Here is a 14,473-nt window from a genome sequence, read left to right on the forward strand (position 1 = left end):
ACTTGGCATAGAAAGGTGATTCTGCTATGGCGATTTCTGTCGTGAAAGGCCAGAAGAGTGATCTGACCAAAACCAATCCGGGCTTGTCCCGTCTAACGGTAGGCATTGGTTGGGAGGCAGCCTCGGGTGTAGAGCTGGACACATCAGCATTCCTTCTGGGTTCAGACAATAAAGTGGCTGGAGATGAGGATTTTATCTTTTATAATCAACCCTCTACCTCGTTCATCACGTACATGGATGGTGGACAGGTTGGTGGCGAGAAGAAACAATTCGCCATTGATCTTGGCAAAATCCCTGCCCGAATTGAGAAAATCGCCTTCAGCCTGACGATTCATGACGGTGAAGCACGACGCCATCATTTTGGACAGGTTCAGCATGGTTTTCTACGGTTTGCCAATGCAGCTACAGGTCAGGAAGTAATGAGATATGATCTGGGAAGCGGTTTTACAGTGGAGACCGCGATTGTCATCGGTGAATTGTATCGTCATAACGGAGAATGGAAGTTCAATGCAATAGGATCGGGTTTTGCAGGCGGATTGAATGCACTCTGTGCTAACTTTGGTGTGGATGTGGATGGTGGAGCGGACCCTGCACCAACGACTTCAACCGTTCCTCCGACAGCTGTACCGACTCCACCACCCCCGGTGCCCGCACCAGAACCGACGCCTTCTCCTGTGAATTCGATCAATTTCAGCAAAATTGAATTGAAGAAGAAGGGCGACACCATTAACCTCAAGAAAAATGCGGGTGGACTTGGTGAAATCCTGATTAATCTGAACTGGAATCAACAGGGTAGCAAAGGGTTGTTTGGTCGCAGCAAGAGTGTGGATCTGGACTTGGGCTGTCTGTTCGAGATGAAGGATGGTACACGAGATGTGATTCAGGCATTGGGACAAACGTTTGGTTCACTGAATCGTTTCCCTTATATTGCACTAGATGGGGATGACCGGACGGGATCGGTTAAGACGGGAGAGAATCTGCGGATTAATGGTGCCCGTATCTCGGAAATTGAGCGCATCTTGGTATTTACCTATATTTATGGTGGTGTGGCCAACTGGTCTCAAGTAGACGGTGTGGTAACTATCCAGCAGAAGGATGGCCCGGATATCATTGTCCGAATGAATGAATACGGGAGCCCGCTTGGCATGTGTGGCATCGCGATGTTACGCAATGTGAACAATGAGACATTCAGTATTGAACGAATCGTGCAGTTCTATAATGGCCATCAGGCGTTGGACGAGGCTCATGATTGGGGAATGCAGTGGGTTGCGGGAAGAAAGTAATCATTTGAATTTAATCAATATATAAACGCTGTATCGGTCAGCGCCATTGCAAGGATACTGTTGACCAACGTTATCCTCGATAATAGACCATCAATCCCTCCAGACTAAGGAGGGATTGGTTTTTATGCCCCGACAGCTGGAATCAACTATTGCAGATTGGCTATTGCCAAAGGTGCGAGGAGGAGACAACCCTGAAATATTTTAACTTTTTGAGTCTGGAAGAAGAAGATACTTTATTTTTCTCTTCACCCGTCTCGTTCAATCACCGGACTTCCAAAGATCTACTGGCATATGCTGTTGGGGCTGCTTTATATATGCCCGCGACGCGCACACATATCGCGGACGACATTATGAATGGTAAACATGAAGGTCTGACGACCATTATTATTGATCTGGAGGACGCTGTGGGTGACGACCAAGTAGAGTTTGCCGAGCAGTGTCTGGTACAGCATCTAACTCAACTGATGACTTATATGGAGACAGGCATGCTGAGTCAGGATCAAATGCCTCTTCTGTTTGCTCGTGTACGTTCACCACAACAGTTGGAACGTCTCATTGATACGTTGGGAGAATTGGTGTCCATGCTGACAGGCGTGGCATTGCCCAAGTTTTGTGTGGGCAATGGAAGAGCCTATTTCGACCAGATCCGCAGTTATAATCAACGGAAACCGGATCATTATCCCGTTCTCTATGGAATGCCTATATTGGAAACGGCTTCAATTATATATCGGGAGACACGTTGGGAGACCTTACTGGGCCTTCGAAACATCCTCGATGAAAATGTTGAATATGTGCTCAATGTACGCATAGGTGCGACCGATTTCTCCAGCCTGTTTGGACTACGCCGAAGCCCGGAATTGACCATATACGATATCGCCACGATCCGTGACTGCATCTCGGATATTATCAATCTGTTTGGACGAATGGACAAGCCGTATGTGATCTCAGGTCCTGTCTGGGAATATTTCAGTCAGCGGGAGCGCGTGTTCAAACCTCAATTACGACAGACTCCATTCGAAGAAACCCTGGGCAAATCAGGGCTGCATCTGAGAATGAAATATATTACGAACACAATGGATGGATTGATGCGTGAAGTCATGATGGACAAGGAAAATGGAATTGTAGGCAAAACGATCATTCATCCTTCTCATATTAAGCCCGTACAAGCGATGTACGTTGTTACACATGAGGAATATTCCGATGCCCAAGACATCATTGCCCGTAATGACGGTAGCCTGGGTGTGTTCAAAAGTAATTACTATAACAAAATGAATGAGATTAAACCACACTTGAGCTGGGCGAATCGAATTCTAATCCGATCACAAATATATGGGGTGTTACATGAACAGCAGCATTTTGTCGGGCTCTTGCCCAAGCACGAACAACAACACAACTACGTTCCCAATTCTTGATCAATTCAGCCTGAACGTTCAGGTTACACATAACCCGCTGCAACTTCCACTAGAATCTCTATTTTCCATGGCTGCACGCATCAATAAGAAACGTTCATTTCTGTTTGTAAGCAGACTGCTGGGCAAGCACATCCCAGTTAATCCGTATACCTCGCTTCTGAGTGGCGCGGCATTGGCTGTTCTGTTATATGAGCACCTGACTGAAAAGACGGAAGAGACGAAAGTTCAGATCACCGAGTGGAAACGGGCAATGGTCGAGGGGCTGATTGATCCCCAACAAGCCCGGCAAGTGTATAACATGCTGTTGCAAGAAAGCTTGAGTTTGCCGGAAACGATTCGTTTTGTTGGTTTTGCGGAGACCGCTACAGCGCTGGGCCATAGCATGTACGAGATGTTTGCTGATCATGCTTCTTACATTCACACCACTCGCGAATATGTTCCAGCGATGCATCCGGATATTCAATTTGAAGAAGAACACTCCCACGCGATGGCTCATCGTTGTTATGCGTTGGATCATGAAGCCTTTGCAGGAGAGGGTCCGATTGTTCTGGTGGACGACGAGATTACGACGGGCAAAACGACGTTGAATATCATTCGGGATATTCAGGCCAGATATCCTAGGAAGCAATATGTGATTGCTTCGCTGTTGGACTGGCGTACGGAAGCGGATGAGAATCGATTTGCCGAGCTGGAAGCTGAACTTGGAATTACTATTACACCGTTAAGCCTGTTGAAGGGCCGTATTGAAGTAGTGGGTACTCCACAGATGGAAGCAACACAGCAAGATGAGCAGCTATCCCGTCCTGCCGTAACGCTTCAAACCTCTACCGTTGCTGATGCCTTCGATCAGCTGCACGCTACTTCGGAGGATGGTGAAGGTAAACGTAGCACAGCGAGCTACGTCCAACATACGGGCAGGTTTGGTATGCAATCCCGTCATAATGGCGAATTGCGCCAGGAGATTAGCCGGATTGCAGAACGGCTTCGGACGCAGCGTACGGGAGAACGGACTTTGGTGATGGGAACAGGGGAGTTCATGTACATTCCGATGCGTATTGCTGCCGAGATGGGAGAAGGCGTGTTGTATCAATCCACTACCCGCAGTCCAATCCATACACATCCGGCTCCAGGATATGCTGTTCGTAGTGGTGCCGGATATGCCTCACCGGAAGACGCATCCGTTCGTAACTTTATCTATAACATCGCCCCGGGTCAGTATGACGAGATTTTTGTTCTGCTGGAGAGACAGATGTCCGAAGAACGAATGGAACCGATGTTGAAGGTACTGGGGCAGTTGGGGTGCGGACACATTCATATCGTATATTGCGGCTTGCCAGAGAAGACAGGGGACAACGAGCAATGAACTTAACTACACTGGAGCTAATCAGACAACGTGAGATTCCGTCTCCCGAACCGATGGGCAGTTATGCTGCATCGGACGTTGTTTTCCTACTGAAAGATATCAGCCATGTTGATCTGGAAAAGGGAACGGGTGAACGGGAGCAGGCGATCCAATCCGGGGTTCATTATTCGGAGATGTTGCCCGTGGAATATCAGCCCACAGCAGAATACATCGAGCTGTTCCATCAGACGCTGGAACAATCCGCTGCAAGAATCGCACGTCATACCGCCATTGTGGCTGAGAAGATTGTAGAGCGTAGGGGACTGAATCTGGTGCTGGTATCTCTGGCTCGAGCCGGAACACCTGTGGGCATCCTGATCAAACGTTATATTGAATTGAAATACAAAGTGACGATTCCGCATTATAGTATTTCTATTATCCGTGGCAAGGGTATGGACGAGAACGCAATTTTATATATTTTACAGCAGCATGGTCTGGAAACAGCTATTCAGTTTGTAGACGGTTGGACAGGCAAAGGGGCTATTCGCAAAGTGCTGAAAGAGTCCTGTGACCACATGGAACGGACTTATGGCGTAAGTCTTGATGATGATCTTGCTGTGTTGGCTGATCCGGGGCAATGTTCAGGAACTTTTGGGACAAGGGAAGATTATCTTATTCCTAGTGCTTGTCTGAATTCCACGGTATCGGGACTGGTGAGCCGTACAGTACTTCGCGATGATCTGATTGGACCGGCAGATTTTCACGGGGCCAAATGGTATCGTGAATGGTCCTCAGCGGATGTGTCGACCCAATACGTGGATACCATCGCTCAGTATTTTCCACAGGTGATGAACCAAGCGGAGATTCGCTCGAATGACAATGCTACCGGTACTTCGGAAATTACCTGGAAAGGATGGCAGGATATTGAGTCCATCCAGCAATCTTTTGGCATTGCGAACATTAATCTGATCAAACCTGGAATCGGAGAAACAACCCGGGTGTTACTGCGCCGTGTCCCTTGGAAGATTCTTGTGGACCGTCTGGATAATCCGGATTTGCAACATATCATGATGCTCGCCAGAGACAGAAATGTGCCGGTTGAGGTATATCCGGGATTAACCTATTCCTGTTGCGGCATTATTCAATCCCTGGGAGGTGGCGGAGAATGATGATCTACGCAAGTGATCTGGACCAGACGCTGGTGTACTCCCGTCGTGCGCTCCGTATTCCCGAAGATACACCGGGACTTGTTCCCGCAGAGTGGATTAACGGCAAGTTGTCCGCTTTTATGTCAGCATATGCATTGGAGCGGTTGCAGTCTTTGCCACAAGACATTGTATTTATGCCTGTGACGACACGTACAGTGGAGCAGTACCGGCGCATTCATATTTTTCAGAGCGAATGTATTCCGAAATATGCGGTGACGAGTAATGGTGGCAACATCATTGTTGACGGTCAGGTAGACGATGAATGGAATCTGCATATTCGTTCTTTGCTTCGTCAGCAGGCAGCTACTCCCGAAGAGATCCTGAATTTATTTGACGATGTGCTGAGCCCGGAGTGGGTAATTAATCAGCGATTGTGTGATGAGCTGTTCTTTGCATTGCTAATCGAACGTGACAAGCTTCCAATGGAGCATATTGCGGAAAAGATTCGGGTGTTAGAGACGCTGGGATGGGAGAGTTCGATTCAGGGGCGGAAGCTCTATCTGGTGCCTTCGGCCGTGAACAAACGAGCTGCAGTGGAGCATATTAGGCAACGCATTGGCGATGTGCCTGTGATTGCTTCGGGTGATTCCTTGCTGGATCGTTGTTTGCTGGACTTTGCGCACTACGCCATTGCTCCGTCTCACGGAGAGTTACATGTGGAGAGACAGCGTGTACCTGAGCAGGTACCGTATCAATTTACGGAACAATTCGGTGCTTTTGCAGCAGATGAGATTCTCGATTACGTTCACCGTATTCATAACGATCAACAGACCCAGATAGACCATGCCGAGATAAGGGAGACCGTATAAATGAAAAAAATGAAGATTTACTTCAACCGTTGGTTCTCTGTAACGTATCATTATATGAATGCGATTCGGGACAATGAGGACGGTATGGAATTTGAGATCTACGGTACTCATCCTGATCCTGGACATATGGCATTACAGGGCTGTGATGTTGCAGAAGTTGAACCGCGTCTAACGGGCCGGGAGTATGTTGATTTTTGCCTCGACTTTTGCCGTCGTCATCAGATTGATGTGTTTATTCCACGCTGGAACATGCTGGACATCAGCAGACATATCTCCCTGTTCGAAGAGATCGGTACACGGGTTATCGTATGCTCGGACACGGAATTGCTGGAACAATTGATGGAGAAAGACCGGTTCTATGAATCGGTGCGTGAGAAGGGCATTATGGAGATTCCGGATTATTTCACGGTCAGTAATGCTGCACAATTCCAGCAAGCCTATGAGGCGCTACGTGCACGTGGACACGATGTATGCTTCAAACCATGTAATGGTGAGGGTGGTATGGGATTCCGAGTGATTAATAATGAACGTGATCCGTTGCAGGAGTTGTTCGGATACGCGCTTAACTCCATTTCGTATGAAGATGCCCTGCGTGCGTTCTCTTCTGCTCCGTCCTTTCAAAATGTCATGGTGATGGAGGTACTGGAAGGATATGAATACAGCATTGATTGTCTTTCGGATCGCAATGGGAAACTTATAACGGCTATCCCGCGTAGAAAAGAAAGAGGACGTTTGCGCTTGCTTGAAGAAAACGAGGAATTGCTGGCGATTGCCCGCAATGTGGCAGAAGTATATCGGATTCCTTATAATTTTAATATACAGATGAAATATCGCAAGGATACACCGAAGCTGCTGGAGATCAATCCGCGTATGTCGGGTGGGTTGCACATGTCTTGTCTGTCGGGCGTGAACTTCCCGTATCTGGCGGTCAAGTCTGCACTTGGCCATGATATTGGACCACTTCATCCGAAGTTTGGCATACTGGGAAGTCATATCGAACAGCCATTTATAATCGACGTTCAGAAGGTAAGCGGAGTACACCACGTCTAGCTGAGAATTTCCCTCAACATTGACACCTTCTGGATGGTTTTTTTACAATACGGATGAGAGGTTATTCAAAAAGTCCATCTTCTCGGTACTGAAAATCAGACTTTTTGAATATGCACTGTATGTGTTGTTAAGGCAGGAGGACAAGTAATGTTACGGAAAACGAAGATAGGTATAGGCGCATTGGTCGGTTATGGTCTCGCGGCGATCACGAGTCCCTTTCTACCGGATGTCATCACGTGGGCAATTCCGGCACTGGCAACTGTGGTCGGAGGATTGATTCCTTCACGTTCCACGCCACGTACACAGGTCCAGGGTTCGTCATCAGCCCCTGTACCCATTACAGATATCGGAAATGAACCATCCCGCTTGAATGGTGGACAAGCACCGAGCACAGTGCCAACAGGGGCACGAGAAGCTTCTCTGGCAGAGCCCCAACCGAGTTCCACTCCCGCACAGCATGCAAGCACAGAACAAGCGAAGCCTTCCCGGACTGAACCAGATCCTGTATTTGATCCGGTGATTGAATACCTGGAAGTTCTGGAGGATATGATCATCTCAGAAGGTCAGAAGAACGAGCTGGATAATGAGATCGTGGAGAAATCATTGGCGTTGTTTGCCCGTTTGCAGCGTGTGATTCCTTCCCTTCAGGAACTAAATAACGGAGATATCAACCATACGGTGCGCAGACTTATTTTGAAAGACCTGAACGGTTTTATTAATCCATTTTTACGTTTAAGTGGAGAAGCCAAACGCAACAATCGGCGTATGCTGCTGAATGGTCTTCGAGACGTGGATTCCAAGATATCGGATATTGTATCAACGATTGAACATAAAGACTTAATGGAGCTCCAGAACAAAGCGGAACTAATACATCAACGGTATAACAGCTCTGAATTATAGGAGGGATTGGCATGGCAACGGAATGGGCTCAGTTGAAGCAGGAAGATGAGCAACGGATTAACCAGGAAGCAACACAGCTTATTCAGAAAGTGTCCCAAAGTGATCCGGCTCATCTGGATACCTTAATGGATGATATCGGCAAGTTGGGCGTGAAAACACAAGAGAGAGCAGGACAGACTCTCAAGTTGCTTGATCGCCCAGTCAATGAATTGATGTCCGGGAACCGGGCAGAGGTATCAAACATGATCCTGAAGCTCCGTGATGAATGTGAGAGTTTGCAGCAGAGTAAAAATGTGAGTTTTGTCGGGAAGTTGTTACGTAAAAGCCCGCTGAAAAACTATGTATACCGTTATCAATCTGTTCGCACGAACATTGATGCGATCATTAACGGGTTGCGGGACGGCAAGGACAACCTGGAAGAAAGCATCGTGAACATGCGTCAATTGAAACGTTCTTCCATTCAGGAGATCTACAATTTGCAGACCAAAATCTCTTTTGGTAATCAATTGAAAGCATTGTTCGAAACCGAGATCGCCAAGCCTGAGAACGAGAATCGTAAAGCACATCTGGAGCGTGGGTTGCGCAAAGTGGTAACACGTACCCAATCCATGACAGAGATGATCATGCTGTACAATCAGGCAATCGCAGCTACCGACATCATTAATGATAACAATGACAAGCTGATTGATTCCGTTAATAATGCCATTGATAAAACAGCAAATCTAATCACCGTTTCGGCCATGATTGCGATGGCTCTTAATGATCAGGAGAAGGTCATTTCTGCTGTGGAAGCTACGAATAAGACGATTGAAGATCAATTCAAGGAGAACGCCAGATTGTTGAAGACAACAACAGAGAAAACAAATGAACTGTTGTCCAAACCTGCGATGTCCCTTGAAGCGGTCAATCAAGCGATGGGTGATCTGATGTCTGCACTGGATCTGTCCGAGCAGTCCAATCGCCGGATCATCGAGAGCTGTAATGACTATACCAACAAGATGACAACCCTTAACGCCAAAATGAGCGATCGACTTGGTCTGGAAGGACCGAAGGCTGCTGCCATTCCGGAGAAAAACAAACCGGATTCCAGTGCATTAGGATCTTTCCTGGATTAGGGTAGGACTCGCTGCATATCGTATCGAGATTGCTACATGGTTTTATTTTCTACGAGGGACGCCGAGTGCGTCTCTTTGTTTCATTTATTTGATAGAATGATGGTAAAATCTGGGGTTGTGCGAAGGAGCTTGCTGAACATGCTGGACTTTTCATTCGAGATTATTGATGAGACCAAGATTAATATTCAATACAAATATGGCAGTGAGTTCTTTAACTTTAACCTGTATTATGCAAACGGGGAGTGGACGCTGCATCCATTTGACGGCATACTGATCCAAAACCGTGAAATGTGCAGTCTGATTGTATCGGAGCTACTCCGTAACAAAGATTTTCATGTCATGTTGGCTAAAGAGAAAATCATCTTATCCCAATTACGCACCAGTGTTAACCTCCAGTCCAATGAGCCGGATGAATGGGTAGCAGATCGGAGAAACGCAGATTATTCCAGTCCTGATGATGAGTTGATGGATTACATAGGGAACCACAGTTTCGAAGACATATTACAGCTTGAGCAAGAACAGATTGAGGCCAGAGTGCAATTCTTCCAACAGATCATTCAGAGAATGTTTATGGAGGGGCTTGGACCGGAAGATGCTGATTTCATCAAAGTTCAGGCCGTGATTCGGATATATAAGGAGACATACGATCGTCTTGGTGAGTTGAATGATCATAATAGGGGTGATCGTGGACGCAGAAGATGGTAGGATGTAAAGGTGAAAAAAAGGTTCATCAGCCATAGGCAGATGAACCTTTTTGTTCTTCTGATATTCAAGGGAGATGAATGGTTTGGATATGATCGGTATGCATAATTAAAGAAGTCCCATCCGCTTCTACCAACGCAAGCAAGTGGTTGTCTGCATTCTTCAATAACCCTGCTCGGTAAGGCTTGCAACCGAGGTTGAGTACAACAAGTTCACCTATCATTTTATGAAGTTGCTGATCGAGTGTACGGGAGAGTGACATGGACGAAGGTTGCATAGGGAAATGTTGCTTACTAAGAGAATAGGGTGTGCTGTTAGTAGGGGAAGGAATAATATATTTCAGATGATTAATGGAAACATAGATAGAATGATATAACGGAGAGTAGAACATAAAGTAGTCATTCATAATATTTGTAATATAACCATGCAATGTTTTCCCTCCGATGGAAATTTCACTGAAACGTCCACGGGCGTTCATCAGCATTTTGCGGTAAGAGATGTTGGTGTGATCCATCTCGGGGTCGGGTGTTGGCAAAACTATACTTGAATCATCTGCCGTATTGACATGCATGGATTGAACATGATGAAGTGGAATATAAACAAATCGCTGGTTTCCGTAGACTACAATCAGATCCTGGCCTACATCAATGATCTCACCCTGGATCGGTAGTTTACAGCCAGACAGCTCCAATTCGACGGATTTACCCAGCCAATGAGTAAGAAGTTCCACAGTATTCCTCCTCTCAATAGAGAATAGATGTCCAAATATATAGTGAAATTAGGCTAACAATTAGACTTATTGGTATCACAATAAAGGTAACTTTCATATACTGTTTCCAGGAGATTCGAATATGATGGGTCTTTAATATATACATCCAAATTAACGTTGCCAAGGTGCCAATAGGCGTCAGCAAGGCTCCGATATCACTTCCCAGAATGTTGGCAAGATACGCAAGATGCAGTTGAGATTCACTTAGTGGAAGATCTGTAACAGCAAAGGTCCCAATCATGACGGAGGGCAAATTGTTGAATAGATTGGAAAGCAGAGTGAGCATTAACCCCGACACAGCAATGATGCTGGCATTTCCTCCTTCTATTATAGGTTTCATCCACTGAATGATCGATGCGGTCATGCCTGCTCGGTGAAGACTATCCACAATAACATAGATGCTGAAGGCAAAGAGTAGAATGTGCCAGGGCGTTTGTGTTATCACATCTTTGAGTCCAGTCCGGGTGCGATACCAACGCACAGCGAGCATGAGAATAACACCAGTGATTGCAACTACCTCCATACGTATACCGACTTGCTCAGCTAGAAAATATCCTGCACGGATAAATACAACGATACCAATACAGACACGGAACAGCCACCAGTCTACTTTATTCTCGGATTCAGTTGTCTGAAGCGGATGATATCCTGAACCTGATGAAGACTGCAGGGATACAGGGAAATGATGAATAACTTTGGGAATACTTCTACGAAAATAATAGAACAGTAGTACAGTCATCACCATGATCGCAAGCATGGATGGCACAAACATCATCTGAGTATAAGTATTCAGATTTAAGCCAACCATTTGCAAAGCAATCAGATTAGCCAGATTACTAAGTCCAATTGGCGCACTGGAAGCCGTGGCGATTAGCGCACCGGAGATCAGGTAGGGTAACTGTTGATGCATTTTCAGACGAAGTATAGAACAGATTCGAATAATGATCGGAGTTGTGATCAGAATACTGCCATCATTGTTGAAGAAGATGGTCATGAGAAAACAAAGTAATAGAATTAGCCAGAACAATCGAAAGCCGGAACCTCTTGCTTTCTCAATCATATTCAAAGCGATCCAGCGAAAAAAACCGATGCTATCTAAAATAATCGACATGACAATGGTAGAGAGGATTGTTACGGCTGCACCAGATACGATCCCGAAGATTCCAACTATGTGAGCATAGCTGCTCACTCCAGTTAAAATAAGAAGAAGGGCGCCAAGCGAGGTGGGTATAGATTCATTCAATCCGCCAGGACGCCACATCAGGAAAATGACAGTGATGATAAAGACCCCGAAGGTTAACCACAACTGGTAGTCAGGCATTTACTGTGATTCACCTCCCAGGGGGAGAAGTCCTGACGAAGCCTGAAGCAGATGTTCATGGGATGGAGTGGGCCTTCCGGGTGTAACGATCCAGTAAAAAGGCACACCAATCAAGACTAATGCGACGAAGATCAACATGATAATTCCCCCCTTTAAGCTGGTAGATAACTTAAGTTGTCAGTTTATTTTATTTACTTCTTTTTATTGCCGGATTTGTTACCACGGGATTGACTGCCTTGGTTGCCTTGATTGCCACGCGACTTGTTGCCACCTGATTTATTGCCTTGAGATTGGTTGCCTTGAACTCGTTGCCCCTGAGAACGATTGCCTTGATTGCTTCGAGATTTATTGCCGCCGGACTTATTCCCCTGAGCTTGGTTGCCTTGAGCTGCTTGGTTCCCTTGAGAACGATTGCCACGCGACTGGTTGCCTTGAGCCGCCTGATTACCTTGGGCTGCTTGGTTCCCTTGACTTTTATTATTACTGCTATTGTTGTTGTTGTTGTTGTTGTTCCCACCACCACGTACGAGGGATACAGATTTCACATGTTGCATCGGAATACGAACAATCTCCTGATTTTTCAAAGTCATGATCAATTGGTTCTGGTTGGCATCGGCCAGGATGCCTTCCACTTTTTCAGGTCCTCCCCGGTTAATCTGAACATGGCGGAAGCGGAGTGCTTGCATAACGCCCAAAAACGTGTTGGAAGGAATAGGGTTCCCCATGGTTGCATTTCGGTTACCACCGGAACGGCCTGTATCTGTTATGCTTTTGACATGTGATTCATTAACGTAGACAATCCCTTCTTTGCAGTTCATTGCCATGTAGTCCCAGCGTACGTCCGTAAGTGTACCTTGTATTGAATCAGGTCCTCCCCGGTTAATCTTAATCTCTCTTCCCAACAAACCTCTTATTCCTTGACCATTCATAGACATTGTGTTTGACCCCTTCCATGATATAAGTTCAGATGGACAGAAATGGTGGATGTAAATGTGATCCCTTCCATTCGTCATTCGTGTCTGTCTGTAGTTTAAGCATATGTGACATGCTTCTTGGAGGGACTAGCCAGTTAACTATATTTATACCATTTCAGCTATAATCTATGAAAATGATGTAAATTTATAGATTAATAACTCGGTTATTCCGCATTATGACAAGTGAATTGGGATGTGATAAGTATCAGGACTGTGCATTCGCCCGTACGACTTTCTGTGCATCTGCATAGGATGATGTAAGAGCCTACGGGCGAATCTTACAGGTACTCGAAAGGCGGATGGAAATGGCTCTACCTGTCTACCATATCAGCTTGTCTCCAACCGAATATCAACAGTTAACGTCCAATATATGGTCAGAGACGTTTGTGAACAGCACGATGCAGATGGACGGTAAGCCGTTTCCGATCCGGCTTCGATACCGTGGAGGACATACACGCGGTTATCCCAAAAAATCATTTGAGATTCGTACATCCAGCCGAACGTATCATTTTAATGCGGAGTATGATGATCCTTCGTTGTTGCGCAATGCACTTTCTTTTCGTTTTTTTGAGTCGATTCGTGTACCCGCACCGTCTACACAACACTGCGTACTCTATCTGAACGGGCAGCTTCTGGGTGTATACCTGAGGATCGAAGGAGTGAAATCCTTCTTTTTTCGCCAAAGGAAAATCCCTGTGCGCAGTATCTTCTATGCGGTGAATGATCATGCTGGTTTTACGATGAATTCCGATTCCTCTTCAACAAGTACCGATCTATTGTCCGGATACAGCTTAATTCGTGGCAAAGATGTGGATCGCACAAGGCTACGTAACTTTATTCAGCAGTTGAACATAAAGTCCAGGCTGGAATTGTTTCGTTTTTTACAGTCGAGGGTGGATACAGACAATTATTTACGCTGGTTAAGTGGAGCTGTGCTTACAGGGAACTTCGACGGATTTCATCAGAATTACACATGGTATGAGAAAATCAAAAGCGGAAAATATGGCATCCTGCCTTGGGATTATGAGGGTACTTGGGGGAGGAACTGTTATGGAACTCGAGTTGACCCCAATCTTGTTCGAATTCAGGGGTATAACAGACTTACCGGACGATTGCTGGCATTCCGCAGTTTCCGTCAACAATATAAAAAGCTGATGCGCCAGCATCTGATGAATGCTTTTACAGAGAAGCGAATTATGCCCTTGGTGAATCGGTTACACAATGAGATTCGGGAAGATGTCAACAAAGATCCTTACATGAAATGGCCCATGGATGTATTTGCAGGTGAACCGGAAAGAATTCGCGAATATGTGGTGAAACGTCGGGAGTATCTAAGTGAAAAACTACGTCAGCTGTAAGCACTTAACTAGTGTGAGGAAGGGAGACCTTCCTTTTTTTATTGCCAAAATGATGAGAAGTTTATTGTATTGGGAAAAGTAGGGTAATAAGAATAGAAGCGGCATTGTAAAATACGCTATAATAACCATATGTGTACATAGAAATGATTACATATTGGACGCTGTGGAGAAAACAACATGTCTAATGGAGGCTCTGAGCTGGAACGTGTTATCGGTTTAGGGTGCTCCGA

At 45.8% G+C, this 14,473-nt stretch carries 14 protein-coding genes; 10 read left to right on the plus strand and 4 right to left on the minus strand.

The features are described 5' to 3' along the window. Positions 1-26 precede the first annotated feature (26 nt). The 9 genes from C170_RS03435 (at position 27) to C170_RS03475 (ending at position 9,824) form a co-directional block, all read left to right on the plus strand. A complete protein-coding gene (locus C170_RS03435) occupies positions 27-1,283 on the plus strand; it encodes a TerD family protein (protein WP_036606270.1) in 1,257 nt (418 codons plus the stop codon). Between the two features lie 191 nt (positions 1,284-1,474). Then, positions 1,475-2,695, plus strand: coding sequence for an HpcH/HpaI aldolase/citrate lyase family protein (locus tag C170_RS03440; protein WP_081745837.1), 1,221 nt, complete (start codon positions 1,475-1,477; stop codon positions 2,693-2,695). Positions 2,696-2,762: 67 nt separating this feature from the next. Further along, on the plus strand, positions 2,763-4,058 hold the full coding sequence (locus C170_RS03445; RefSeq protein ID WP_036606272.1) for a phosphoribosyltransferase family protein: 1,296 nt from the start codon (positions 2,763-2,765) through the stop codon (positions 4,056-4,058). Next, positions 4,055-5,206: a cysteine protease StiP family protein gene (locus C170_RS03450; RefSeq protein ID WP_036606274.1), complete on the plus strand. Its 1,152-nt coding sequence runs from the start codon at positions 4,055-4,057 to the stop codon at positions 5,204-5,206. The genes C170_RS03445 and C170_RS03450 overlap by 4 nt, the downstream gene beginning before the upstream one ends. Then, positions 5,206-6,054, plus strand: a complete 849-nt coding sequence (locus C170_RS03455) for a hydrolase (RefSeq protein WP_047844115.1) — start codon at positions 5,206-5,208, stop codon at positions 6,052-6,054. Before C170_RS03450 ends, C170_RS03455 begins: the two co-directional genes overlap by 1 nt. Further along, the gene (locus C170_RS03460; protein ID WP_036606276.1) at positions 6,055-7,104 is read left to right on the plus strand and encodes an ATP-grasp domain-containing protein; all 1,050 of its coding nucleotides are present in this window, start codon (positions 6,055-6,057) and stop codon (positions 7,102-7,104) included. A gap of 147 nt (positions 7,105-7,251) precedes the next feature. Further along, positions 7,252-8,004 carry a hypothetical protein gene (locus C170_RS03465; protein ID WP_036606279.1) on the plus strand — a complete coding sequence of 251 codons (753 nt, stop codon included), beginning with the start codon at positions 7,252-7,254 and terminating at the stop codon, positions 8,002-8,004. Between the two features lie 11 nt (positions 8,005-8,015). Continuing rightward, on the plus strand, positions 8,016-9,119 hold the full coding sequence (locus C170_RS03470; protein ID WP_036606281.1) for a toxic anion resistance protein: 1,104 nt from the start codon (positions 8,016-8,018) through the stop codon (positions 9,117-9,119). A gap of 138 nt (positions 9,120-9,257) precedes the next feature. Further along, positions 9,258-9,824: a hypothetical protein gene (locus tag C170_RS03475; protein ID WP_036606283.1), complete on the plus strand. Its 567-nt coding sequence runs from the start codon at positions 9,258-9,260 to the stop codon at positions 9,822-9,824. A 64-nt stretch (positions 9,825-9,888) separates the two neighbouring features. Here C170_RS03475 and C170_RS03480 read toward each other — a convergent pair whose 3' ends face one another. The 4 genes from C170_RS03480 to C170_RS03490 are packed head-to-tail and all read right to left on the minus strand — an operon-like array spanning position 9,889 to position 12,846. Beyond that, the gene (locus tag C170_RS03480) at positions 9,889-10,551 is read right to left on the minus strand and encodes a hypothetical protein (RefSeq protein ID WP_036606285.1); all 663 of its coding nucleotides are present in this window, start codon (positions 10,549-10,551) and stop codon (positions 9,889-9,891) included. Between the two features lie 13 nt (positions 10,552-10,564). Next, positions 10,565-11,911 carry an arsenic transporter gene (locus C170_RS03485; protein ID WP_036606287.1) on the minus strand — a complete coding sequence of 449 codons (1,347 nt, stop codon included), beginning with the start codon at positions 11,909-11,911 and terminating at the stop codon, positions 10,565-10,567. Then, on the minus strand, positions 11,912-12,049 hold the full coding sequence (locus C170_RS30650) for a hypothetical protein (RefSeq protein ID WP_155985018.1): 138 nt from the start codon (positions 12,047-12,049) through the stop codon (positions 11,912-11,914). A gap of 53 nt (positions 12,050-12,102) precedes the next feature. After that, complete coding sequence (locus tag C170_RS03490; protein WP_051446979.1) at positions 12,103-12,846, minus strand: hypothetical protein; 744 nt, start codon at positions 12,844-12,846, stop codon at positions 12,103-12,105. Between the two features lie 344 nt (positions 12,847-13,190). On the opposite strand from C170_RS03490, the gene C170_RS03495 reads away from it, so the two are divergent. Next, complete coding sequence (locus tag C170_RS03495; protein WP_235200706.1) at positions 13,191-14,243, plus strand: CotH kinase family protein; 1,053 nt, start codon at positions 13,191-13,193, stop codon at positions 14,241-14,243. Positions 14,244-14,473: the final 230 nt, after the last annotated feature.

This window comes from Paenibacillus sp. FSL H7-689, assembly GCF_000517905.1.
Lineage (GTDB): Bacteria > Bacillota > Bacilli > Paenibacillales > Paenibacillaceae > Paenibacillus > Paenibacillus amylolyticus.